This is a genomic window from Domibacillus indicus, assembly GCF_000970685.1.
Lineage (GTDB): Bacteria > Bacillota > Bacilli > Bacillales > Domibacillaceae > Domibacillus > Domibacillus indicus.
In genome coordinates, this window is sequence record NZ_LAJB01000017.1 from 26,487 (window position 1) to 50,396 (window position 23,910).

Annotated in this window: 24 protein-coding genes; 1 reads left to right on the forward strand and 23 read right to left on the reverse strand. The window is 43.3% G+C overall.

What is annotated here, in order from left to right; genetic code table 11:
* Position 1: 1 nt before the first annotated feature.
* The 17 genes from VP98_RS15310 to kduI all read right to left on the reverse strand — a co-directional run bounded on the left by VP98_RS15310 (position 2) and on the right by kduI (position 16,426).
* The gene (locus tag VP98_RS15310) at positions 2-775 is read right to left on the reverse strand and encodes a carbohydrate ABC transporter permease (protein ID WP_407919227.1); all 774 of its coding nucleotides are present in this window, start codon (positions 773-775) and stop codon (positions 2-4) included.
* Positions 776-895: 120 nt separating this feature from the next.
* Entirely contained in the window at positions 896-1,795 is a 900-nt protein-coding gene (locus tag VP98_RS15315; RefSeq protein WP_046176280.1) for a carbohydrate ABC transporter permease, read from the reverse strand.
* A 66-nt stretch (positions 1,796-1,861) separates the two neighbouring features.
* On the reverse strand, positions 1,862-3,169 hold the full coding sequence (locus VP98_RS15320; RefSeq protein WP_046176281.1) for an ABC transporter substrate-binding protein: 1,308 nt from the start codon (positions 3,167-3,169) through the stop codon (positions 1,862-1,864).
* A gap of 156 nt (positions 3,170-3,325) precedes the next feature.
* Positions 3,326-4,108 carry a response regulator transcription factor gene (locus tag VP98_RS15325; protein WP_046176282.1) on the reverse strand — a complete coding sequence of 261 codons (783 nt, stop codon included), beginning with the start codon at positions 4,106-4,108 and terminating at the stop codon, positions 3,326-3,328.
* Entirely contained in the window at positions 4,083-5,873 is a 1,791-nt protein-coding gene (locus VP98_RS15330; RefSeq protein WP_046176283.1) for a cache domain-containing sensor histidine kinase, read from the reverse strand. Before VP98_RS15330 ends, VP98_RS15325 begins: the two co-directional genes overlap by 26 nt.
* A gap of 27 nt (positions 5,874-5,900) precedes the next feature.
* The gene (locus VP98_RS15335) at positions 5,901-6,536 is read right to left on the reverse strand and encodes a YesL family protein (protein ID WP_046176284.1); all 636 of its coding nucleotides are present in this window, start codon (positions 6,534-6,536) and stop codon (positions 5,901-5,903) included.
* A gap of 80 nt (positions 6,537-6,616) precedes the next feature.
* Positions 6,617-7,444, reverse strand: a complete 828-nt coding sequence (locus VP98_RS15340) for a sugar phosphate isomerase/epimerase family protein (protein WP_046176285.1) — start codon at positions 7,442-7,444, stop codon at positions 6,617-6,619.
* A gap of 120 nt (positions 7,445-7,564) precedes the next feature.
* Entirely contained in the window at positions 7,565-8,203 is a 639-nt protein-coding gene (locus VP98_RS15345; protein WP_046176286.1) for a bifunctional 4-hydroxy-2-oxoglutarate aldolase/2-dehydro-3-deoxy-phosphogluconate aldolase, read from the reverse strand.
* An 8-nt stretch (positions 8,204-8,211) separates the two neighbouring features.
* Positions 8,212-9,159, reverse strand: coding sequence for a sugar kinase (locus VP98_RS15350; protein ID WP_046176287.1), 948 nt, complete (start codon positions 9,157-9,159; stop codon positions 8,212-8,214).
* Positions 9,160-9,174: 15 nt separating this feature from the next.
* Positions 9,175-9,939, reverse strand: a complete 765-nt coding sequence (gene kduD / locus VP98_RS15355; protein ID WP_046176288.1) for a 2-dehydro-3-deoxy-D-gluconate 5-dehydrogenase KduD — start codon at positions 9,937-9,939, stop codon at positions 9,175-9,177.
* Positions 9,940-9,957: 18 nt separating this feature from the next.
* The gene (gene kduD / locus VP98_RS15360) at positions 9,958-10,713 is read right to left on the reverse strand and encodes a 2-dehydro-3-deoxy-D-gluconate 5-dehydrogenase KduD (protein ID WP_046176289.1); all 756 of its coding nucleotides are present in this window, start codon (positions 10,711-10,713) and stop codon (positions 9,958-9,960) included.
* A 15-nt stretch (positions 10,714-10,728) separates the two neighbouring features.
* Positions 10,729-11,706 (reverse strand): zinc-dependent alcohol dehydrogenase, encoded by a 978-nt coding sequence (locus tag VP98_RS15365; RefSeq protein ID WP_046176290.1) that lies wholly within the window; start codon positions 11,704-11,706, stop codon positions 10,729-10,731.
* 30 nt (positions 11,707-11,736) lie between these two features.
* Positions 11,737-13,047: a TRAP transporter large permease gene (locus VP98_RS15370; RefSeq protein WP_046176291.1), complete on the reverse strand. Its 1,311-nt coding sequence runs from the start codon at positions 13,045-13,047 to the stop codon at positions 11,737-11,739.
* A gap of 1 nt (position 13,048) precedes the next feature.
* Positions 13,049-13,555: a TRAP transporter small permease gene (locus VP98_RS15375; RefSeq protein WP_046176292.1), complete on the reverse strand. Its 507-nt coding sequence runs from the start codon at positions 13,553-13,555 to the stop codon at positions 13,049-13,051.
* Positions 13,556-13,573: 18 nt separating this feature from the next.
* The gene (locus tag VP98_RS15380; protein WP_052712267.1) at positions 13,574-14,611 is read right to left on the reverse strand and encodes a TRAP transporter substrate-binding protein; all 1,038 of its coding nucleotides are present in this window, start codon (positions 14,609-14,611) and stop codon (positions 13,574-13,576) included.
* Positions 14,608-15,576 (reverse strand): C-terminal binding protein, encoded by a 969-nt coding sequence (locus VP98_RS15385; RefSeq protein ID WP_046176293.1) that lies wholly within the window; start codon positions 15,574-15,576, stop codon positions 14,608-14,610. The genes VP98_RS15380 and VP98_RS15385 overlap by 4 nt, the downstream gene beginning before the upstream one ends.
* A 19-nt stretch (positions 15,577-15,595) precedes the next feature.
* Positions 15,596-16,426 (reverse strand): 5-dehydro-4-deoxy-D-glucuronate isomerase, encoded by an 831-nt coding sequence (kduI, locus tag VP98_RS15390; RefSeq protein ID WP_046176294.1) that lies wholly within the window; start codon positions 16,424-16,426, stop codon positions 15,596-15,598.
* 190 nt (positions 16,427-16,616) lie between these two features.
* On the opposite strand from kduI, the gene VP98_RS15395 reads away from it, so the two are divergent.
* Complete coding sequence (locus VP98_RS15395) at positions 16,617-17,378, forward strand: IclR family transcriptional regulator (protein ID WP_046176295.1); 762 nt, start codon at positions 16,617-16,619, stop codon at positions 17,376-17,378.
* Positions 17,379-17,409: 31 nt separating this feature from the next.
* On the opposite strand, the gene VP98_RS15400 is transcribed toward VP98_RS15395, so the two are convergent.
* The 6 genes from VP98_RS15400 to VP98_RS15425 all read right to left on the reverse strand — a co-directional run bounded on the left by VP98_RS15400 (position 17,410) and on the right by VP98_RS15425 (position 23,906).
* Positions 17,410-18,228, reverse strand: a complete 819-nt coding sequence (locus VP98_RS15400) for a polysaccharide deacetylase family protein (RefSeq protein ID WP_046176296.1) — start codon at positions 18,226-18,228, stop codon at positions 17,410-17,412.
* Positions 18,229-18,252: 24 nt separating this feature from the next.
* Complete coding sequence (locus VP98_RS15405) at positions 18,253-18,873, reverse strand: YesL family protein (protein WP_046176297.1); 621 nt, start codon at positions 18,871-18,873, stop codon at positions 18,253-18,255.
* Complete coding sequence (locus VP98_RS15410; protein ID WP_046176298.1) at positions 18,870-19,586, reverse strand: DUF1961 family protein; 717 nt, start codon at positions 19,584-19,586, stop codon at positions 18,870-18,872. The genes VP98_RS15405 and VP98_RS15410 overlap by 4 nt, the downstream gene beginning before the upstream one ends.
* Before the next feature lie 33 nt (positions 19,587-19,619).
* Entirely contained in the window at positions 19,620-21,944 is a 2,325-nt protein-coding gene (locus VP98_RS15415; protein ID WP_052712268.1) for a helix-turn-helix domain-containing protein, read from the reverse strand.
* Positions 21,945-22,088: 144 nt separating this feature from the next.
* Positions 22,089-22,973, reverse strand: coding sequence for a carbohydrate ABC transporter permease (locus VP98_RS15420; protein WP_046176358.1), 885 nt, complete (start codon positions 22,971-22,973; stop codon positions 22,089-22,091).
* A gap of 27 nt (positions 22,974-23,000) precedes the next feature.
* Positions 23,001-23,906 (reverse strand): ABC transporter permease, encoded by a 906-nt coding sequence (locus VP98_RS15425; RefSeq protein WP_231584201.1) that lies wholly within the window; start codon positions 23,904-23,906, stop codon positions 23,001-23,003.
* Positions 23,907-23,910: the final 4 nt, after the last annotated feature.

Here is a 23,910-nt window from a genome sequence, read left to right on the forward strand (position 1 = left end):
CTTATTTCAACCCGCTTGTACTGATACCTTCAACAATATATTTTTGGAACAGGAAGAAAATCAAGATAACCGGCAGAAGCGATACAACAGACATTGCGAACATCGCACCCCAGTTAGAAGCAGTTTCTGAATCAAGGAACAGCTTTAACGCAAGAGAGACTGGATATTTGTCCGGACTGTTTAAGTAAAGAACCGGGTTGATCAAGTCCTCCCATTTCCAGTAGAACGAGAAGATGGCAGCCGTAGCCATGGCCGGTACAATCAATGGCACAATAACTTTGTAGAAGATACCGAACCGGCCGCATCCATCAATACGTGCAGCTTCATCCAGCTCAATTGGAATGTTGCGGATAAACTGAACCATTAAAAAGATAAAGAACGCATGACCGAAAAACTGCGGAACAATGATTGGCAAGAACGAATTCAGCCAGCCAATCTTGGCAAAAATGATGTACTGCGGGATCATGACGACTTCATGCGGCAGCATCATAGATACCATCATACAGGCGAACCAAAAGGCTTTTCCTTTAAATGAAATCCGTGCAAACCCGTATGCGATCAGTGCTGAAGAAATGACCGCGCCGATGGTGGAAAACCCAACAATGATCAGTGAGTTTTTAATAAAAGTGCCAAATGACTGGCCGGCAATCCCTTCCCATCCCTGTGTATAATTGCTTAAAATGAATGGGTCCGGGATTAATGAGTGTGCTGTGACAAACACCTGTGAACTTTCTTTAAACGAACTCATTAACAGCCAGATAATCGGATACAGCATCAGCAGGGCAAATGCGCCAGTAACAAGGTGATACAGCCATTTTCCCCATTTAAATTTTGGTTTTTGCACTTGAAGTTGCCGGGGCTCCGCCTGCGGTGATTCCTGTAATGCTTTCATTTGTTACCCCTCCTTCGACTCGTAATGCACCCAGTACTTGGATGTTTTAAATAAAATTAAGGTCAAGATTCCAACGATCAGCAGCATGACCCATGCCATTGCAGATGCATAGCCCATTTGGAAGAAGTTAAACGCTTTTTGGAACAAATAAAGTGAGTAAAGCAGCGTTCCATCAAGAGGGCCGCCTTCCCCTTTTGAAATGATATAAGCCGGTGTAAAAGTCATAAACGCTGAAATCGTCTGCATAACCAGGTTAAAGAAAATAATCGGGCTTAGCAGCGGCAGTGTAATTTTGAAAAACTTTTGAAATGGATTGGCTCCATCTACGCTGGCTGCTTCGTAATATTCCGGTGAAATATTCTTCAAGCCGGCAAGGAAGATCAGCATCGATGAACCGAACTGCCAGACCGACAGCAGAATAAGTGTCCAAAGAGCAGATGTCGGCTCCTGGTACCAGTAGATTTTTTGATCGATTCCCATAAAGAAAAGCAGCTGGTTGATCGTCCCTTCATTCCCGAAAATGTTGCGCCACATAATCGCAACCGCAACACTTCCGCCAATGATGGACGGCAGATAAAACAGTGTCCGGTATATACCAACCATGCGGGAAGCACGGTTCAAAAGCATTGCAACAATCAATGCAAATGTCAAACGAAGCGGCACTCCAGCAAGAACATATGTGAAGGTAACTTTAATTGTTGTCCAGTACTTTTCGTCTCCTGTAAACATTTCAATATAGTTGCCGAGCCCAACCCATTGAGGAGTCGAAAACAGGTCATAGTTTGTGAAAGACAAATAAAGTGAAACAACCATTGGGATAATAGTGAAGGCTAGAAATCCAATAATGAATGGAGAGATAAATGCATAACCGGCCAGATTATCTCCTGACGGGCGTAATTTCATTGGGGTCACGTCCTTTCGTGTTTTAAAGAAGCAGGAGTACGACCAATTCGTACTCCCGCCCGGCTCTTAACCATTTCTACTTAAAATCTCATCAGCCTGCTCGCGGAATTTCTTCGCTCCTTCTTCAGGCGTGATTTTTTCAAACAAAATTTGGTCCGAGATATCTTTTAAAGCTTTCATCACTTCTGCACTGCCAAGCGGATCTGGCGGATCAGCAGGGCTTGCGTTTTGTGACGCGCGTTCTACATATTCGAAGATTTTCACTTCATCTTCTGACAACTCAGGCTTTAATGCTTCAAGTATTTCAGAAGAAACCGGTACACCGCGGTCGCCTTTGATCAATTTGTTTGCTTCTACATCATTTGTCCAGAAATCAATAAATTTGGCAGCTTCTTCTTTATGCTCAGAGCTTTTTGGAACAGAAAAGAACATACTTGGACGCAGGAACAGCGCTTTGTTTTCTGTTTGTTCAGGCGGCAGATTGATCGTAAGCGGCGCATCTGTTAATTGAGCAAAGCCAAGGTACTGATTGGAGTAGTTCCATGTCATGGCTGCTTCGCCTTTTACGATAAAGTCATCCTCAAGCCCCTTAATTTGTGCTGAAACATCCGGCGTTGGGAACGCTTTCGCTTTAATCAAACGTACCTGGCGCTCAAAGAAATCAACGAATAGCTGATCGTCTTTGTAAGCAAGGCCTGTTCCGTCTTCATTGTAAAAACGCTCACCCTGTGTACGTAAATAATACGGGAAGAAAACATCCGGCGGATTCATTGGGTTTGTGCCGTATTTGCCCGTTGCTTTTTGTACATCAATGGCTGCTTTCTCAAAGTCATCCCATGTCCAGTTTTCTTCGTTCAATTCAACCCCGGCTTCTTTTAGCATGTCATCATTTGTAATAACGGATAATACGTTGGAACCAAGGTTAAACCCATACATCTTGTCACCGATATTGCCGCCCGCAAGCGTTGTTTCATCGATGTTGTCAACATTGATCGTGCCGTCTTTTGTATAAGACGTTAAATCTTCCAGCTGGCCTTTCTCGCCGTATTGCGATAAATAAGCTGTATCCATTTGAATAATGTCAGGAAGCTGATTCGCTGCGGCCATTGGCGCTAGCTTTTTCCAGTAATCATCCCAGTTTGCAAATTCCGCTTCAATGTTTACATGCGGATTTGCTTCTTCATACATTTCGATAACTTTCATCGTATAATCATGACGCGGCTGTCCGCCCCACCAGGCAACCCGAAGCGTAATATCTTCTTTTGCTCCATCCTCTTTTACTTCACCGCTCGTCCCGCCGCTGCTTTCATCTCCACAGCCGGCAAGTCCCGCAGCCAGCATAAGGCTGCTCAGTGACAGCATTAATTTTTTCATCCCAATCCCCCGCTTTCGCTTCTTTATTGAAAGTGCTTACAACCTTTATTTTATTGATTTCTCGGATAATTTAAATACAAAAACCCGATAACAATGTTTAAAAAACAGTGATTACCAAAATAAGAAAAAAAATAACCTGACCAGAGTCAGGATGGGTTAAATCGCTTTTCGGTATTCTGTTGGTGTAACGCCTGTATACTTTTTGAATACCTGGCTGAAATACTGCGGATTGTCTCCAAATCCGGTCCGTTCCGCTAAATCGGCAACCCGGACATCATCCATCTGGCCGATTTGCTTCATCGCTTCTTCTATACGCACCTTTGTTAAATAACCAGAAAAACGCTCACCTGTTTCTTGCTTAAACAGCTTGCCAAGATAATCCGCATTCATATAAAGCATTTCCCCTGCAACCCATTTCAATGACAGGTGTTTATCACTAAAATGTTCATAAATAATATTAACTACCTCATTGATAATAGACGAATACTGCTTACATGGTTTTCTGGCTGTGTCAATGGTCTGTTCATACCTTATTTCTTCAAACAGCTGCCGTTCCTGCTCTCTTTGCTTAAGCTCGTTGACAGCGTCAGTGACTGTTTCGATAATATCTGCTTCATTACACGGCTTTAATAAATAGTTTTTCACACCGTGCTGCATGGCACACCTTGCATATTCAAACTCTCCAAATCCTGACAGCACAATAAACTGGGTGTCCGGAAAGTCAGCCCGGACCTTTCCTGCCAGTTCCAGGCCATCCATTCCCGGCATTTTAATGTCACTGATCACAATATGCGGATGATGTTCCACAATTTTGTCGTACGCTTCGATCCCATTGCGCGCTGTTGCTACAAGCTCTGTTTCAAGCGATCCCCAATCGATCACGCTTGAAATCCCTTCCAAAATAATGCGCTCGTCATCCGCCAGCAACACTTTGTACATGGTTTTCATCCCCCGTTTCGTAAGGTAAAAAAACTGTTACAGCTGTTCCGCTTTCCGGTGCACTGTGAATAGAAAGTCCATACTTTTCCCCAAAAAACAGCTTTGTCCTCTCGTCAATGTTTTTTAACCCAATCCCCGTACCGCGTGTTTTCACTTCACCTTTTTGCAGCTTTTCAAGAAATTGCGCATCCATGCCGGGTCCATTATCCTCAACTGTTACAAAAACAGCTCCCTGTTTTCTATATGCTTTAATTGTAATTGTACATGGATCAATAATTTTTTCCAGCGCATAATGAATCGCATTTTCAATCAGCGGCTGGATCGTCAGCTTGGGAATACGGCACTCATATACTTCCTTTTCCACTTTAATATGAAAATCCAGCCGTTCCTCAAAGCGAAACTTCTGAATAGTCACGTAATGGCTGACCAAATCTACTTCCTGCCGGATTGTCACGATATCTTCTTTTAAATTAATAGAGTTTCGCAGCAAATAGGCGAGTGATTCAACCATTTTAGAGATCTGGGTCTGCTTGTTTGCTTTTGCCAGCCAATTTACCGATTCCAGTGTGTTATACAAAAAGTGCGGATTAATCTGGGCCTGAAGCGCTTTGAACTCTGTTTCCTTTAACAGAAGCTGCTTTTCATAATTTTCCTTAATAAGCTCATTAATGCGCTGTACCATAAATGTAAAATCGCGGTGCAGTATCCCAATCTCATCATGATGCCTGGGAGGAGGGGGCAGTGTTTCCGCGATTGCAAAATCCCCTTTCTGTATGTGATGCATTGTTTCCACCAGCTCTTCAATCGGCGTTGTAATTTTCCTCGTAAAATGAGCAACCGTCGCAATAACTGCCAGCAATAAAACAATTGAAGCTGCGATAATAGAATATTTGACTTTTGTAATACTTGAAAACACCGCATCGAATGGAATAAAGTGCCAGTAAGTCCAGCCTGCAAACGATGTTTTTACATATGTTACAAAATATCGTTTTTTATCCAGCTCCGTAATGGTATATCCCTGGCCCGTCTGTCCGGAAAATGAAAAGTCCCGAAACGGCTTTATGCTTTCTTCTGAAAAAAAGACATGATCGCCATTGGAAATCATCATGTTGCCTTTTGTGTCTTCCCATTCTTCGGGCAATGAGGCGACAATCTTGGCAAGATCTACACGGATCACAATTGTTCCGAGGTTTTCCATACTTAAATTTTCATAGGAACGAATTTGCCGGGCGGCGGTTAAAAAACGGTTCATACCGTCTGCCGTCACCCATACATTCGAGCCTTTCGCCTGCTCTGCACGCCGGATCAGCATCGCTTTTTCTTCCTCTGACGCCGGGGCCAGCGAATTGCCGGCCGAGTACATTTTTCCGTTTGAATCGATTAAGTAAATAGAGTGGATGTACTTCTCTGAACTGATATAATCGCCCAGCCTGTCGCTGATGGCTGTCTGAATACCGTATTGCTCATAGCGGTTTGTTTCTTTCTTTGTATTGGCGGTCTGTTTAATAAGAGAAGGGTCGGTCACAATTTCAAAGGAAATGTCTTGAATGCGCTGCAATTCATTTTCCACACTGTCAGACGACATGCTGAGCACCTGAGAGGACTTTCGATAAATTTGCTGATCATATGTTTTAAACGTATACTGCAGGCCGACTATCGTAAATACCAAGAAAATAAACATGATGCCTGAAACAAAAACAATAAATTTATACTTAATTTTTAAGTTTTCAAACGTGTTGACAAGAAACTGCCATACCCACTTCAATAATATGCACCCTCCCCGGCGCACTGGTTACGTTTGCTGCAGAGACGCTTCTCCCTGCTTCTCGGTGACTTTGCTAAAAGCTTTCATGGCAAACCACATAAGCACGAATCCGAAAGCGCTTCCACTGAAAAATAAAACAAACGTAATATGCTGCACGATAATATACGTCATTCCGATTAAGCTGGCGATCATTATGACCGTTTGAATCGGCCGCAATAGGCCTATCGCAAGGGCGTACTTGACCGTCTGTTTCAGCGTGACGTTATAGTGAACATACACTGGAAAGAGAAATAATGCAACTACCCCATAAAGCAGAAAAAAACTTGTTAGCAGAAATGGCATAAATGGAAGCGGTGCTCCATATTGCTCAAAAATCATAAAGTTTGCCAGGAACAAAACGGCCGGCAGCACAATGATTAATCCAAGCCGGTTCGCCCGCCAGAATTCTGTTTTATACGTTGTCCAGAAAGTCCGAAAAACAGGTATATCCCATTCTCCCATTGTCCAGCGCCGGGTAACGGAAAACAGTGCAGCCGTGGCGGGGAAAAATCCAAAAAGAAGCAAACCGGCCATCGAGAAAGTGATCCATAGAATATTTAAATAGGCGAGACGGGTCACCCATTCACAAAAACGATACACGCCATTGGTCATCATTTGAACCATCTGATCATCCCCTTTTTCTTCAGTTTATAAGAATCAGCCAAAAATTCGAATAGAATTTTACCGGGGATTTTGTTTAAAAATCAGTGATTTTGATTAACAAGAAACTGGCGGCTTTCTTCAATGAATGGATCACGTACATCCTCAAGCAAAACCGGAATGGACCTTCCCGTTTCCTTTATCAGGCTGAACACCTTTTTATAGTCGATCAAGCCTTTGCCTACTGGCACTGCTTGAAGCTTTCCATTCTGGAGTTCCACATCTTTGGCATGGAGAACCGCAATTTTATCGCCAAACAACTCAAATGCTTCCTCATAAATTTCCCCTTGCTTTTCCCATGTATCAGCCGTCAGCAGATTTACTGGATCAAAAATCACCCGCACGTATTCGGAATCTACAAGATCAAGAAGGCGCTTCATCGTTTGCGGAGAATAAATCGGATGGTTTACACCCGCCTCCACTCCAATAAAGGCTTCATGCTTTTCCGCTTCTGCAGCCAGTTCTTTCATGCTGTCCACTACTGCTAAAAAAGGCTCTTCCTCGAAGTTATCCGTTGTATAAGCGATTTCGGCGTTCACATTGCCGGTTTCGGTGCCGACAAACAGGCAGCCGAAGTCCCCGGCAGCCGCCAGATGCTCTTTAAAGCGCTCCAGCTCTTTCCGGCGGATATCCGGGTCAGGATGGATCATTTGAATATAGCAGCCGAGCACCGTGATTTGCACATCATGCTTTTGAAATATTCCACCTATTTCCCGGGAAATTTCTTTCGTTAAACTGCCGGGACCGGTGTAGAAATCGAATGATTTTCCGACCGCCAGCTGAACGGCGTTAAAGCCTTTTTCCGATATTGTTTTTGCCAGCTGCTCCGCCGGCATTTTTTCTAAATCATGTCCTCGAATTCCGATTTTCATGCTTTTTCCTCCCTCATATTCAAAATGAAAAACGGACCGAAATAGCTGCCCCTGCGTCCGAAACAGTGAAAAATTCGGTCATTGGGCTGGATTTTCCGGTCCCTGTTTTATTATCTGGCTTCAGCCCATTACTCTGTTTCCGCTTACTGCAGCAAGCCATTGCTCGGTTTCTTTTTTGAGGCCTTCCCAATCCTCAGAAGCAATCAGCTCTTTTTTTAGCAGGGCACTGCCCGTTCCAACGGCTGCCGCACCTGCTTGAATATAGTCCGCTGCTGTTTCCAGCGTGATTCCGCCTGTTGTCATGATGGGAATATGGCCAAGCGGTCCTTTCACATCTTTAATAAATGCCGGGCCAAGCACGGATGCTGGAAATAACTTAATCGCTTCTGCGCCAAGCTTCACCGCCCGCATCATTTCGGCCGGTGTAAATACACCTGGAATAATAGGAACCCCTTTTTCAACCGCATAGGAAACGACTTCTTCATCAAGCGCGGGTGTCACGATAAACTGGGCCCCTGCTTCAATCGCACGGCGGCAGTCATCAACATTTAACACAGTGCCGGCGCCTACCAGAACCTGCGCCCCATACGCATCAATCGCTTCTGCTATAATATCTTCTGCCCGCTCCGTTTCCATTGTCACTTCAATCGATGCAACACCGCCATCGATAAGAGCTTTCACAATCTGGGCACTTTTTTCATAAGGCACTTTCCGTAGAATCGGCACAATCGGTGCTGCTGCTAACTGATCAACTATCATTCTATTCCCTACCTTTCAATGGTCTCCCGCTGTCCTAAAAATCCTTCGACTTCTTCTAAGTAAGGCAAGCCCTCATTATCACCGTTCACCTGCACAACCATGGCTCCAATCGCATTGGCGAATTCGAGCGAGCGCTCTACCGGCCAGCCCTGCAGTGTGCCGTATAAAAATCCGGAATCAAACCCGTCTCCCGCACCGACTGTATCGACCACTTTTGAAACCGGAAAGCCGGCAACGTGCTTCCATGAGCCATTTTGAAGAACGGCTGCTCCTTTTTCTCCATCTTTCATAATGACCTGCTCAAAGGAAAACCCGCCGAGCGCATGACGCAAAAAGCTATCATCCTCGGAATCAAATACTATTTCCAGCTCCTCGCGGCCGGTCAATAAATAATCTACATAAGGCAAGTAAGATAAAATTGTTTCCCGCGCTTCTTCTTTTGACCACAGGCGAAGGCGGATGTTTGGATCAAAGGATACTTTCACGCCATTTTCCTTCGCAATTTGAACTGCTCGAAGGATCACCTGCCGATTTTGCGGCTGAATGGCCGGAAAAACGCCTGTTACATGAAGGATTTTCGCCTGTTTAATATATTCTTCCGGAAGTGCATCCGGTGTCAGCGTTTCTGTTGGAGACGGCAGGCGGTAATAAAAGGTCCGCCCTGCTCCTGATTCCTGTACTTCTTTGAAATTCAGCGACGTCGCATATTTCTCTTCAAGCTTTACTTCAGAAATATCGACGCCTTCCCCCCGGACGGTATTTAAAATATGCCGGCCAAATTCATCTTTGCCGAGCCGGCTGATCCAGCCGGAACGAAGACCGAGCCGGGCACAGCCAAGCATCACATTCAGTTCAGCTCCGCCGATTTTTCTTTGAAACTGGCTGACAAAGCGAAGCGGCCCTTTTGAAGCCGGATCAAACGTAATCATACCGTCACCAATTGTAATAACATCCATCCCTTTTGCCCCCTTTTATCGGCCCATCCAGCCGCCGTCTACCACTAGAACATGACCATTTACATAATCAGCCGCTTTTGAAGAAAGAAACACGGCAGCTCCTGCAATATCATCAGGCGACCCCCATCTTCCTGCTGGAATCCGGTCCAAAATGGACTTGCTCCGATCCGGGTCATTGCGAAGCGCCTCCGTATTATTGGTTTCAATGTAGCCCGGTGCAATTGCATTGACCTGCACCCCTTTTGCAGCCCATTCATTCGCAAGTGCTTTTGTCAGGCCGGCCACTGCATGCTTGCTTGCTGTGTAAGCCGGGACGAACACACCGCCCTGGAAAGAAAGAAGAGAAGCAATATTAACGATTTTCCCGGCACCCCGTTCGACCATGCCGCGCCCGACTTCCTGCGACAAAATAAAGACGGCATTAATGTTAACATCCATTACCCTGTTCCATTCTGTCTCGCTAAACGCCACAGCCGGCTCACGGTAAATAACGCCTGCATTGTTTACCAGAATATCAATCTGGTGATCCTCGAGCACCGGCTTTATTTGCTCCCGGATGCTGTCCGTCTGGCTTAAATCGATTAAAACGGTTTCACATGTGCCGTCAACTTCTGCAATTTTCGCTTTCGTTTCATCTAAATTATCACGATGCCCAAGCAGCAGGACGTGCGCGCCGGAAGCGGCAAGCCCGACAGAGATCGCCTGCCCGATTCCCGTTCTTGCTCCTGTCACAAGAGCGGTTTTTCCTTTCAATGAAAAGAAACCTTGTTGAAATCCCATTTTTTATTTCCTCCTTTGTTATCGTCCAAGCCATCCGCCATCAACGGCTATGGTATAACCGTTAACGTAATCTGATGCTTTCGATGCCAGAAAAATGGCAGCTCCCTGTATATCCTGGCCTGTTCCCCACCGGCCAGCAGGTATTCGCTCTAGAATTTGTCTTGACCGCTGTGGATCAGCTATTAAGGCTTCATTCATTTCAGTAGCCATATAGCCAGGCGCTATCGCATTCACATTTACACCAAGCGGAGCCCATTCATTGGCCAATGATTTCGTAAACTGCATAACGGCTCCTTTACTGGCCGCATAAGCCGGCACGGTAAGACCTCCTTGAAATGATAAAAGAGAAGCCAGATTAATAATTTTCCCAGATCCTTGAGCCAGCATTTTTTCCCCCGCAGCCTGGCAGAGAAAAAAAGCAGCATTCACATTAACATCCATAACAAAATCCCAATCTTCTTTGGGAAAATGGACAGATGGATGACGCCTTTGAACACCCGCGTTATTTACCAGGATGTCCACACTGCCCATTTCCCCGTCAATATGCTCAAGCAATTGTTTATACCCGTTTATATCTTGAAGATCATAGGAAAGACCCAGAATACGGGTACCTTCTTTGCTCAGTTCTGTTAAAACTTCTTCGGAAATAGAGCGGGCAATTACTACAACGTTCGCTCCTGCCGAGGCAAGCCCTTTCGCTATTTCCTTCCCGAGTCCCCGGGTCCCGCCTGTGACAACGGCCGTTTTTCCCGTTAAGTCAAACAAATCGTTCATTGTCCACCGCACCTTTTAGTTAAATTGAAACATAACTTTTACTGCGTCAGAAGGGGTAGTTAATAACTGAAACCCTCCCTGGGCTTCTTCAGGCTCAAGCACATGTGTAATAATTTTTTCAAAGTCTGGGTCGGAGTGAATGATTCCCACAGCCAATTCAAAATCTTTCGCGGTGTAAACCCGGACAAATTGGAAAGACAATTCTTTAAACATTCCCTGAAGCAAGTTCACTTCGGCCGGCTTTTTGTAGGCAGCAACAATTACTATATGCCCCCGTACTTTAACTACGTCCGTTACTTGCTGAATAACAGCTGGATGCCCGGCACAATCAAATACTATATCTGCGTTATACTTCATGGAATCCTGCATTGGATTGACTGTTTGAAAGCCAAGTTCCTCAGCTTTTTTTATCCGTTCCCCGTTTGTTTCCACAACCGTTACGTCATCTGCACCGAACTTACGAAGAACCATCGCAGTACAAAGACCAATAGTGCCGGCTCCAAATACGACCACCTGATCACCAGGTTTGTATTTTCCCTGTCTTACCGCGTGCACCGCAACAGCAATCGGCTCAACTAACGCTCCTGCCGCAAGCGAGGTGCCCTCGCGAAGCGGAATAATGCTTTCTGTCGGAACGGATACATACTCAGCCATGCCACCATCCGTATCAATCCCGATAAGCTTCAACTGTTCGCATACATGGCTTTCCCCGTTTAAGCACGGCCGGCATGTGCCGCATGTAAGAAGCGGATTAACTGTGACAGGTGTTCCTTCAGGTAATTTTGGATGCTTGGATGCAATAACACCGGAAAACTCATGACCCATTACTAGTGGCGCTTGAGCTCTTGGGTGAGTACCGGCAAAAATATTTAAGTCTGTTCCGCAAATCCCTGCATGCGCCACTTGGATAAGTGTTTCTCCATCTTTAGGAATAGGGCTTTCTTTTTCAACGGCTTTTACGTTTTCCGCTCCCTGGTAAACAATAGCTTTCATTCTAATACCGCCCCTTCCTTCATTAGTATTTTAATTGCCCATCAAACCAAACAACTCAGGAATGTACAATGACAAAGATGGGATATACGTCACAAGCATTAAAACCGCCACTGTTACCACAAAGAAAGGCAAAAGCGGTTTGACTACCTGTTCAATCCGCAGCTTAGCCACTTTCGTTCCAACGAATAAAACAGGACCTACTGGCGGTGTGATAGTTCCAATACTCAAGTTAAAAACAACCATAATGCCGAAATGAACAGGATCAATACCAAAGCTTTGAGCAATCGGCAGGAAAATCGGTGTAAAAATCAACACAGCTGGAGTTGGATCCATGAATGTCCCCACAATTAGCAAAACGATGTTCATAATCAGCAAAATCAGAAACATATTGTCTGTTAAACCGAGCAATGCATCAGCAATAATGCCTGGAATATTTGTAAAAGCCATTACCCAGGACATAATAGAAGAAACACCGATCAGAAAGATAACAATAGCCGTTGTCCGGGTGGATTCAAGTAAAATACGGGGCAGGTCTTTTATTTTAATGGTGCGGTAAATAAACGAAAGAAGAAGCGAATAAACGACTGCAATCGCTGATCCTTCTGTTGCTGTAAATACACCTCCGATAATCCCGCCGATGACAATAACAATGAGCAGAAGGCTTGGAATAGCATCTAAAAATACTTTTAAAGCAAGTTTAAATGTGACTCCATCATCATGTTTATATCCATATTTTTTGGCCAAAATGAAAGCAACAGCCATACAGCCTAATCCCCAGAGAATACCTGGCAAGTAACCCGCCATAAACAAAGCGGCAATAGACGTTCCTCCACTGACGAGAGAGTAAACAATTAATGTATTGCTGGGTGGAATCAGCATACCTGTTGGAGCGGAAGCAATATTAACCGCTGCACTGAAAGTCCGATCATATCCTTCTTTTTCCTGAAGCGGTGCCATCGTTCCGCCAACCGCTGCTGCAGCGGCAACTGCCGAGCCGCTAATTGAACCAAACATCATGTTTGCTACCACGTTCGTATGGGCAAGTGAACCAGGAAGCCTGCCGCTCAACACTTTGGCACAATTAACAAGACGAATGGCAATCCCGCCATTATTCATAATGACTCCGGCCAAAATAAAGAATGGAATGGCCAAAAGAGCAAAGGAATTCATACCTGTGAACATACGCTGTGCAGCCGTAAGCAGCCCATTATCAAAATCAAGAATAGAAAAAACGGCCAGAACCGAAGCAAATCCTACGCTTACACTAATAGGGGCCCCGATAATTAATAGAACAGCAACCCCCAAAAATAAAATTAATGCGGCTAATAACGCTGGATCCATATTATTCTCCCTCCGCTTTCAAGTGCATTTCTTCAAGCGGTTTTTTTCTTTTTAAAACAAGGTAAATATTATTTAAACAGTAATAGACAATAAACAAGCCGCTTAAAGGCATGGCTGAGTAAAGATACCCGACAGGAATTTGCAGGGCAGCTGACATTTGGGTCCACGCTAAGCTTGTTGCGGATAACCCGCCTTTGATGAGAACCAGTGCAGCAAAGGCGATAATAATCAATTCAATTAAAATCTCTACACCCATTGTCATCTTTTTCGGAAACCGTTCTTTAATAAACTCGATTGACATATGACCGTTCTCGCCAAAAACAAAGGCGGCGCCGAATAAAACCAGCCAGACAAAACAATATTTGGCTAACTCTTCGGAAATCATACTCGGTTCGTTGAAAACGAACCGAGTAACAACCTGCCATGTGACGAGTACAACAAGGAAGCCAAACAGTATCATACAAATCGTGCCAAGTATTTTATCCAATAATGTTTTGATTAAATTCATCGGATATCACTCCAGTAGTTATTCGGCAGCTTCGCGCACTTTTTCATAAAGCGCTTTTGCGTTATCTGTCGTTAATTTTTCATCAATCACAGGCTGCACTGCTTCCTGGAATACCTTTACATCAGGCTCATTGAATTTTGCTCCTGCCGCTTCCGCTGCTTCAATCGCTGCCTTCACATCTTCATCCCAGAGCTCAACTTCCGTATCAATAGCCGCTGCCAGCTCTTCTTTAAAGATGTTTTGATGCTCTTCTGACATGCCATTCATCAAATCATTATTGATAATTAAGTAATCTGGAATCATCAAATGCTTTGTATAAGAATAGTAGGGAGCAATTTCAGCATGCTTAAGGTTAGAATAAATCAGCTCATTGTTTTCTCCGCCATCAATAACACCGGACTGAATCGCCGTATACACTTCACCCTGTCCCATTGGAGTGCCGACGCCGCCCATTGCTTCCATCATTTTAATGTTTGTGTCACTTTCGATAATGCGAATTTTCATACCTTCCAGATCTTCTGGTGTTTCAATTGCTTTTTCCTTGTTATATACGTTACGAACGCCGCTGTGGAAAGCTCCAAGCACTTTCATGCCCTGACCTTCAACAGACTTGTATAAGTCTCCAACTACTTCTTCGTCATTTAAAATACTCATCTGGTGCTCCCTTGAATCAAAAACATATGGAAGATTGAAAACGGAAAAATCTTCATTAAAGTTTTCCATTAAGCTTCCCGCTACAATTGACATCGCGATAGTTCCGGATTGAACCAGCTCAATTGTTTCACGCTGCGCACCTAATAGCTCATTTGGGTAAATTTCAACTTCATAAGCTCCATCTGTACGCTCAGAAAGCTTCTTGCCGAACTCTTCCATTGCCTTGTACTGCGGATGGTTTTCTGGCTGGTTAAATGCGACTTTCAAGGTTGTTGTTTTTCCAGAGGAGGACTCTCCTCCTGACTCATTTCCCTCTCCGCTTCCGCCGCCGCAGGCAGCCAGCAGCGACATCACGAGGAAAACGGTTACAGCAATAGATAATGATTTGAATGATTTTTTCATTTTTTTACTCCCTTATTACTTAATTGATTGACCGGATAGTAAACTGGCTCATTCCGCAGAAAACGAATCGCTTCCTCGGCTGCTTTCCTTTTTAATTCCAAAGCGGCCTGCTCTGAATACCAGCCCATATGCGGTGTGCATAAAAAGTTTTCATGCTGCAGCAAAGGTGTATCCGGAGAAAGCGGCTCCTGTTCTGCTACATCTGAAGCAGCCCCGGCAATCCACTTTTCTTGAAGCGCTTCATGTAATGCCTGCTCATCAATAATCCCGCCTCTGGATACATTTATGAGATAAGCAGTTTCTTTCATCTTTCTCAGCTCGGCAATACCTATTAAGTGGTACGCTGTATCAAGCGGACAGTGGATGGAGATAACATCTGATTGATCAAGGATGTTATCCATTGTAACTTTTTCAATAAAGTCAGGGATTTCCCTTGATTCTTCTTTTAAATCATAGCCAATTACGCGGCATCCAAGCGCATGGGCTTTATGGGCAAAAGATAATCCAATTCTCCCAAGACCGATAATGCCAACCGTCTGATCTCCATGCCTGAAAATTGGAATGCTTTTTTGATAATCCCATACACCTTTTTTCACATAACTATTCATGAGTGGAATTTTCCTTGTCAATGACAGCATTAACGCTAATGCATGGTCTGCCACTTCATTCGTACCGTAATCAGGCACATTGCAAATTTGCACTCCATATTCTTCCGCTGCCTTAAGATCTACATTATTGACTCCTACTCCGTAACGTACAACCAGCTTTAATTCTGGCAGCGCCTTCATAACTTTCTCTGTAATAGGAGCATACTGATTAAGAAAAACAGAAGCATGCTGGCCATGCTGTATTACCTCATCTTCTGTTTTGCATTGCTTCAGCTTAAAAGGAATGGATTCCGTATTAAAAAGGGATGATTCGATTTCAATGTCTTTATGGTCGCAATCGGTAATAATAACTGTCATTTCTACTACCATCCTTTAATTAGCGCAAATCTTTCATATCAACGAACTGCATATCATCAAAATCAATATTTTCGCCGCACATTCCCCAAATGAATGTATAGTTGTTTGTTCCGGCTCCAGCGTGAATAGACCAGCTCGGGGATAGAACCGCCTGCTCATTTGCCATTAAAATGTGGCGCGTTTCCTGCGGCTGCCCCATCATATGAAATACGCGTGTATCTTCTTCCATATCAAAGTAGAAATAAACCTCCATGCGGCGTTCATGTGTGTGGCATGGCATCGTGTTCCAGCCGCTTCCTTTTTCCAGCATGGTCATTCCCATGCTCAGCTGGCATGATTCTAAAACATCCGGATGAATAAATTGATAGATTGTCCGTTTATTCATCGATTCATCTGCACCAAGCGGCCGTGCAATCGCATTATCAAGGCCGACTTTCACTGTTGGATAAGAATGATGGGCCGGGCAGGAGTTAATATAAAACTTGGCCGGGTTCCCCGAGTCGTTTGATTCGAAGACAATTTCTTTTGTTCCTTTTCCAACGTAAAGGCCGTCACGGCTGTTGATTTCATATACCTTTCCATCAAGGGTTACCTTGCCATCTCCTCCGACATTAATAACTCCCATTTCACGGCGTTCAAGAAAGTACTCTGCTGCCAATTCTTCGCCCGCCTCCATTGTCAGCGCTTTCTCAACAGGCATGGCACCACCGTAAATAATCCGATCAACATGGCTGTATGTTAATTCAATGCTGTCCTGGACGAAAACTTTTTCCATTAAAAATTGTTCACGCAGCTTGTCAGTTGTGTAATTTTTTACATCTTCCGGATGATGGGCGTAAAGCGTTTTCATATTAATATGCACTCCTTTTTATTTTGTTCCACAATGCGGAACATTGTTCTGTTTTTCATAACTTTATTATAAAACGCTTTTTTATTTTTGCAACCCCTATTCAGAAAAATATAGAAAATACATTGGTTTACAAAAAAAATTTCATTCCCTATGATAGATAGAAAAAGCATTTCTTTGAAGGAGAGCAAATATGTCCAATGTCCAATCACTTGAGCGCGCACTAACCCTTTTAAATATCATGTCAGACTATCCGGACGGCATCCAGATCAGCCGCCTTGCGGAGCAAGCCGGCCTTTCGAAAAGCACCATTCACCGGCTGCTCAGCACATTGATCAATATGAAATACGTCACACAGGATAAAAAAACGGAAAAATACCTGCTTGGCTATCAGATTTTATACTTGTCGCGTAATATGACGACTAACAGCGGTATTATTTCCGCTGCCCGTCCATTGTTGGAGAAATTATGCGAGGATATTAATGAAACTATTCACTTGTGCATTGAAGATAACGGAGAGGTTGTTTATATTGATAAAATTGAAAGCAACCAGACGATTCGAATGTATTCCAGGGTTGGCAGCCGGAATCCAATGTACTGCACAGGAGTAGGAAAGGTTTTGCTTTCAGGAATGTTGGAAAAGGAGTATGAACAGGCTGTTTCTTCCATCGAATTTGTAAGACGAACAGCCAAAACAATTGGGTCACTGGAAGAGTTAAACGAAGAAATTGCTATTGTAAAAAAGCAGGGCTATGCACTGGATAATATTGAAAATGAAGAAGGCATCCGCTGTATTGCCGCGCCAATCCGTGATTTTCAGGGTAACATTGTTGCCAGTTTCAGTGTCTCCGGCCCGGTTCACCGTATCACCATGGAGCGGGTCAACGATGAGCTCGTCCGGAAGGTGCGTGAAACATCAAACGAGATTTCCCGGGAGCTTGGATACCGAATGTAAAAAAAGCACTTCCTGACCACTAAATGCGGCTTCAGGAAGTGCTTTTTTTACTTGTGAGTCCGACCTGTTCCCCGCCTCTTACTTCTACAATTTTTTCATCTACAGAAAGCCAGACAGAAATAGCAGACGGATTGTAAACAAAGCTGCTGTCTGCGGAAAATTTCAACGCCCGGAATGCGTTCATATAGTCAACAATTTCAATATTTGTCGCATACCAAATATCCTCGCGCCCTCCGATAAATTTACAAAACCCCTCCATCATTCCCCAGTTGTTATCGTGATCAAATTCATAGCTGTGGCCCCACACATACATCATGTATAAATACTGTGTTTTATGAAGGCCCGCAAACATTTCTGCTTTGCCCATCAAATTATGTTTGTGATGGCAGGTTGGGTTCCATTCATGAAAATCATCCGGCATTGAAAACAAACCTGTGCTATTTACTGTTCTCGCATATTCTATTCCGAGAAAAGGCAGCATGGATTTAATGAATGAATTGTATGAGCCATTCGGGTAAGACATGCCTCTCACTGTATAGCCGGCGATCTGCTCTAACTGCTTTCGATCCTCCATCACTTCACTGGCCAGCTGCTCTTTTGGAGAACGCTCAATCGTTGGATGCGTGCATGTATGAGCGGAAATCTCATGCCCTTTATACAGCGCGGAAATTTCTTTTTCCGGAATCCGGTCTCCTGTCCCAAGCAGTCCTGAATTCAAATGAAATGTGCCCTTAAGCCCGCACCGGTTAAACAGTTCTACTAACCGGCGGTCGGCTGCTTTTCCATCATCGTAGCTTAGGGTCAGCACTTTGTGTTTTCCTTTCGGGAACGTTACGATTACTTTCGCCACTTTTCCACTTCCTTTTATTTTTTATCAGGCTGCTGCTTTTTGTTTTTCTTCCGCTTTCGCAAAAGCAAGCAGTGCCGCCCACATTAAAACAAAAGCCATTCCGCTTACACTAAAAAATGGGATCAGCCCCGGAATTGTGACAAGCAGAAAAAAAAGCGTCACCGTTCCGGCTATCATTAAAATCGTTGAAAGCGGATGAAGCACCATGATCCAGAAAGCATTTTTCACAGCTTGAAAAACCGTTATTTCATAATGAACAAAAATGGGAAACAAATAAAAAAGCGTTAAAATGAATCCACATAATACTATTAAAATAGGATAATAAATAAATCCTAAAATACCTTCAGCCCCTCTTAAATACATTACATCGAAATAAAGCATATAACCTGCCACAGAAACAATGATTCCTAATCGATTGCTTCTTATAAACTCCTTTTTATACATCTGCCAGAACATCTTGAAAATCGGCTGTTCTTCGTTTCCCATGATCAATTTTCGAATGACGCCAAACATGGATGTAGTTGCCGGAAAGAAACCGAGAACAAATCCTCCTGCCAGTGTAAACAGCAGCCACAACAGGTTTAAATAAGCGAGCTTCATTAGCCATTCCGCTATCCGGTACATACCGCCCAGCATACTGTTCATCTTTTTCCGTTCCTTTCATCGTTCTTTAAAAGGGCTTCATGTATAGTTAAATTCGAATAGGCCGCTTTCATCGGGGCCATTTGCCGAAAGCCAATTTTCCCTCCTCTGAATACAGGCCCTGCTGCCTGGCCGTCATCGGTCCATGACAGTACAGGAAAATCATTGATGTAAAACTCGATAAAAGCATCGTATTTAATGACTTTCATTCGATAAGCTTCCAGTGCATCTTCTGCGGGTGGAAGCGGGTCAGCTGCTTGAGCCGCCAGGTGAAATCCATAGCTTTTGCGCAAGTTGCACGTTCTGAAAGCACGCTCTTCTGCATGCTTATGACGAAAGTAAGAAAGATGAAGAGCATTGACAGCGCCTGAATGATACTCTGGATACCTTCCAGTACGAACCGGGAGAGCGGGGTCGAACAAATCTTCACCATGCCTGCCTGTTGCCGCGAAAAAAACCATGCATAAACCAGGCTCCCTTACCGGATAAAAATCCCACTCGATGATAATTTGATCAGGAAAATTTTCTGGGCACCAGTAAACAAAATGGGCATCATCTCCGTACTCGTCTGCATCCAATGCATTTTCAAGAATAAGCCCTTTTTCTTCGAAGGAAATAACAGCCTCCCCTTCCATCCGCCATCCTGCCAGCTGCTTTTCAGATTGCAGGGAATTTTCATACAAGCAACGCCCCTGTTCAAATAATTTACTGCTCACACGCAGTCCTCCTTTAAACCAATTTCCATGTGACTAGCTTCCATCCGCTGCTTCCCTTTGCTTTCGAAATTGACTGGGCGGAATCCCCATCTGTTTTTTGAAAATCCGGTTAAAATAACTGTGGCGATATCCGACGCTTTCTGCCACATCATTAATTTTCATATCTGTATTTGCGAGCAGCTCTTTTGCTTTCTCCATTCGCAGGTCCGTTAAGTAATCGATAAAATTGATGCCCGCTACTTGTTTAAACGCTTTACTTAATGAATAAGGGTTTGTTCCCACTTCATCGGCACAGCTTTCAAGTGAAATATCCTGCATATATTCTTTTTGTATCTTTACTATGACGGATTCGACGAGCCTTTTTAGCTCTACATTCATGCGTCCTTTTATTTGTTCTAAATACGGCATAATCACCTGATTCATAAACCACTCAGCAGTACGGTTTAATTCGCGGATTTGTGAGAGTTCTTCAATCATGTTTTTTCCATTGAATAATTCATGAGGGTGAATGCCTGAATACAATATTTCATGTTGAATGCTGCTGTACAGCTGAATAATACCCTGCTGTACATAAATTCCGTTGGCGCTTTTCTCTTTCAGCTCCATTAAAAATTGATAAATCAATTCATGTATCTCTTCTACTTCACCCATTCGTATTGCTTGAATAATCTCTTTTTCAATCGGGAATGGGTAGCGAACTTCTTTTACAGCATTTTCTTCCGTTGTATGCAGCAGGTCAATAATCTGATTTTGGTTATCAACTGCCCGAAGCCGGCTTCCCATCCTTATCTCTTCAAACAATTGGGGAATCTGTTTAATCGTTTCAGCCGGTTTGCTTAACGTAACCGTTACTTGCACATTCATAATCTCATTGACTGCGTTTGTCACCTGCTCAGAAAAGTGGAGCAGTTCGCTGCGGATATTTGTTTCCGCGGGATAGATAACGAGTACACCTGCTGAAAGATCCGAGAATCGTATAACCGTATAGGAATTAAAAAAATTCTCGCCAAGCTCCTCCAGTATATTCGCGGTCATAAACGCAAGAAGACTCTCATCCTGATTAGAAAAATTCCCGGCTGAATCATGAATGCCGGTCAGCTGTACACCCAGGGCGGTGAATGACTGTCCCCTTACCTCCCATCCGTAACTTTCCATTCTTTTTTGTAAATCCTGTTCATTGTAATAATAAAAGGAACCCTGCATGAGCTGTAAAAGAAAGCTTGTTTTAATATCATCGACTTGTTCCGAAAGGCGGTTCTGCAGAAGGGCACTTTTTTCCGAGAGAGCTTCCCACTGCTGTTCAATCATAAGAAATTCATCTTTTCCATCTACATTCAGCTTTCGGTCCTGTTCTCCTAGTAGATTTTGAATTAAACGGTTAACGGGTGAATAAATTCTCCTGGATGCGATCCACGAAAGGATCCAGGCAAGCAATAAAGCACTTGCACTAATAAAAATAATCAGCCTTGAAACGAATAGCAGCGGTGCCGTAATCGAAGACATCGGGGCAGCAGAAACATACGTCCACTGGTCATTGATTCGTGAAAACGCTCCTAATGAAACAGAATACGTATTTCCGTTGTACTCATATAAAAAAGCTTTCTCGTTCTTCTGGTTTTCCTCTAAATACCCTTTTAAAGCGCTTACAAATTGATCATTATGTGTGCTGTTGGATGCCAGTATGATCTCTCGCTCTTCATTCATAATAAAAGTAGCACCTTTATCATACGGGGTTAATGTTTTCAGCAATTCGAGTGATTTTTGGCGGTCTACTGTCACAATAATAGAGCCAAATGGCCGGCTGCTTGCAGCAGGAATATTCTGCACAAGCGCCAGTGTGCCATTGCTGTCTGGCAGCTGTACCCACTGAATCGATTTTCCTTTTTCTAAATTTTTCTCGTAAAAAGAGCTTCTCTCATCAGTTAATACATTGTACTCATTGCTGAATAAAATCGGCTTGTCTGTGTTTAAATATAAACTCACTTTGTTTATCAGCACATGATTGCTTTGCAGCAACAGAAGTGTTTTGGTTATATCATAAGTTTCTTCAAAGTCTTTTACAAAGTCAATTTCCTGCAAGCTATCGCCAAAGCGAGGTTCAAACGCCCAGCGGGAGGTTGAATATTCAATGTAATTAAACTGTTCATCCATGTTTTTCGCCCGCTGGTCAATTTGGTTTTCATGGAGTGTTTGAAGCTCTTTCTCTACATTTTGAATCACAAACCAGTACATACTCAGTCCGGTAATTAATCCAGGTATGCTGGCGATGAGCAGAATGAGAATAAAACTTTTCCGCTGAAAGCTTCCTTTCAATCGGAGTTTATTTATTTTTTTCAAAATAAAGTTATTATTCTTCATAACGCCGCCCTCCCCTGACATAATTTTCATATGCTTTACAAATATTATGTCATAATCACACCTTTTTATGAAAGCGCTTCAAAATTAAGACCTATTTTTTTCACTGAATTTTAAACAATTTCAAGAAAAAACACTGTTTATTTATCATCCTTTTACGGAGCCAAGCAGCATTCCTTTTGCGAAGTGCTTTTGCAGAAATGGATAAATAATTAAAATAGGCAGTGTGGCAATAACAACTACTGCCAGTTTTAATGACTGATCCGGCGGGGTCACATACTCTGCACCCGTTGCAGCCGTATCACCTATTGTGGACTGGGACAGTAAAATAATCTGCTGAAGCAGTACCTGTACCGGCCACTTCGAGCTATCACTAATATACAGGAGCGCACTGAAGAAATCGTTCCAGATGGCAACAGCGTAAAACAAAGCAAATGTTGCAATCACTGGCTTGGATAGCGGAAGCATGATACGCCAGAAAATACCCAATTCCGTGCATCCATCCACCTTTGCTGATTCTTCTAACTCAATCGGAATGTTTTGGAAAAATGTTTTTACAATAATTAAGTTAAACGGATTAATTGCAATTGGCAGAATTAACGCCCAGTAAGAATCAAGCAGGCCAAGTGATTTAACAACGATGTAAGTCGGAATCATTCCTCCGCTGAACATCATCGAAAAAACAACCATGTTCATAAACAAATTGCGCCCTGCTAAATTCCTTCTCGATAATGGATACGCCATAGAGAAAGTAAAGAATAAGCAGACAATCGTACCAACAACTGTTACACCAATTGAAACCAAAATACTGCGTATAAATCTGTCAGTTGAAAAAATATACTCATAGGCTTCCAGGGTGAATGTCTCCGGGAAGATAAAAAAGCTTCGGCTCGTTAGTTCCGCTTCCGTTGCAAAAGATCCTGCAATCACATAAAGAAAAGGAATAATCATTAAGATGCCGATCACGCCGAGAACAACAAAATTGACGACATCAAATATTCTTCCGCCCGGCGTATTATGCATTTTAGGCATTCCCATTTCTCTGCACCTCCTGTTTTGTTAAAAAATTCCCTCTTGACCCATTTTCTTCGCTAATTTGTTGGCACCAAGAACGAGAATAATCCCAACAACAGACTTAAACAGCCCCACCGCCGTACTGTAACTGAATGCTCCCTGTGTAATTCCGACAAAATAAACATACGTATCAAATACATCCGCTACATCACGATTTAATGAATTAGTCATTAAGAAAATTTGCTGAAATCCCGTGTCTAAAAAGTTGCCAAGCCGCAAAATAAGCAAAACAATAATTGTACTTCTAACTGCTGGAAGGGTCACATGCCAGAGCCGTCTGAACCGGCCGGCACCATCTACAATTGCTGCTTCGTACTGCTCCTGGTCAACTGTCGCAAGTGCTGCCAGGAAAATAACTGTTCCCCAGCCTGTTTCCTTCCAAATTATCTGGCCCATGATAAGCGGCCGAAACCAGTCGGGAGAAGACAAAAAGTTAATTTCTTTTCCATAAAAATGGGCAACAATTTCATTCGCCACACCACCGCTTGTTGTAAAGAAAATATACGTAATACTGGCAATGATGACCCAGGACATAAAATGCGGTACATAAATAAGTGTCTGGACCGTCCGTTTATACAAATTAATTCTAAGCTCATTTAAAAGCAATGCTAAAATGATCGGTGCTGGAAAGAAAAATACTAAATCCAATACCGCCAGGATAAATGTGTTTCGCAAAAGCCGGAAGAAATCCGGGTTTTGAAAAAAGTTTTTAAAATGGTCAAACCCAACCCATTCGCTTCCAAGAACTCCTTTGAACGGCGAATAGTCCTGAAAAGCAATAATAAGCCCCCACATCGGCGCATACTTGAAAACAATAAAATACAGCAGCCCGGGAATCAGCAGCAAATACAGCCATTTATCTTTTTTTAAGCGTTTCAGAAATGTTTTCATAGAT

Coding starts and splice junctions, on each gene's coding strand:
- VP98_RS15325 (WP_046176282.1), bottom strand. CDS start 4,108: ATGTACAAAGTGTTGCTGGCGGATGACGAGCGCATTATTTTGGAAGGG.
- VP98_RS15375 (WP_046176292.1), bottom strand. CDS start 13,555: ATGAATTTAATCAAAACATTATTGGATAAAATACTTGGCACGATTTGT.
- kduI (WP_046176294.1), bottom strand. CDS start 16,426: ATGAAAACGCTTTACGCCCATCATCCGGAAGATGTAAAAAATTACACA.
- VP98_RS15395 (WP_046176295.1), top strand. CDS start 16,617: ATGTCCAATGTCCAATCACTTGAGCGCGCACTAACCCTTTTAAATATC.
- VP98_RS15370 (WP_046176291.1), bottom strand. CDS start 13,047: ATGGATCCAGCGTTATTAGCCGCATTAATTTTATTTTTGGGGGTTGCT.
- VP98_RS15405 (WP_046176297.1), bottom strand. CDS start 18,873: ATGAACAGTATGCTGGGCGGTATGTACCGGATAGCGGAATGGCTAATG.
- VP98_RS15380 (WP_052712267.1), bottom strand. CDS start 14,611: ATGAAAAAATCATTCAAATCATTATCTATTGCTGTAACCGTTTTCCTC.
- VP98_RS15420 (WP_046176358.1), bottom strand. CDS start 22,973: ATGCCTAAAATGCATAATACGCCGGGCGGAAGAATATTTGATGTCGTC.
- VP98_RS15385 (WP_046176293.1), bottom strand. CDS start 15,576: ATGACAGTTATTATTACCGATTGCGACCATAAAGACATTGAAATCGAA.
- kduD (WP_046176288.1), bottom strand. CDS start 9,939: ATGGGATTTCAACAAGGTTTCTTTTCATTGAAAGGAAAAACCGCTCTT.
- VP98_RS15320 (WP_046176281.1), bottom strand. CDS start 3,169: ATGAAAAAATTAATGCTGTCACTGAGCAGCCTTATGCTGGCTGCGGGA.
- VP98_RS15335 (WP_046176284.1), bottom strand. CDS start 6,536: ATGGTTCAAATGATGACCAATGGCGTGTATCGTTTTTGTGAATGGGTG.
- VP98_RS15315 (WP_046176280.1), bottom strand. CDS start 1,795: ATGAAATTACGCCCGTCAGGAGATAATCTGGCCGGTTATGCATTTATC.
- VP98_RS15345 (WP_046176286.1), bottom strand. CDS start 8,203: ATGATAGTTGATCAGTTAGCAGCAGCACCGATTGTGCCGATTCTACGG.
- VP98_RS15365 (WP_046176290.1), bottom strand. CDS start 11,706: ATGAAAGCTATTGTTTACCAGGGAGCGGAAAACGTAAAAGCCGTTGAA.
- VP98_RS15425 (WP_231584201.1), bottom strand. CDS start 23,906: ATGAAAACATTTCTGAAACGCTTAAAAAAAGATAAATGGCTGTATTTG.
- VP98_RS15350 (WP_046176287.1), bottom strand. CDS start 9,159: ATGGATGTTATTACAATTGGTGACGGTATGATTACGTTTGATCCGGCT.
- VP98_RS15310 (WP_407919227.1), bottom strand. CDS start 775: ATGCTGTATCCGATTATCTGGCTGTTAATGAGTTCGTTTAAAGAAAGT.
- kduD (WP_046176289.1), bottom strand. CDS start 10,713: ATGAACGATTTGTTTGACTTAACGGGAAAAACGGCCGTTGTCACAGGC.
- VP98_RS15340 (WP_046176285.1), bottom strand. CDS start 7,444: ATGAAAATCGGAATTCGAGGACATGATTTAGAAAAAATGCCGGCGGAG.
- VP98_RS15415 (WP_052712268.1), bottom strand. CDS start 21,944: ATGAAGAATAATAACTTTATTTTGAAAAAAATAAATAAACTCCGATTG.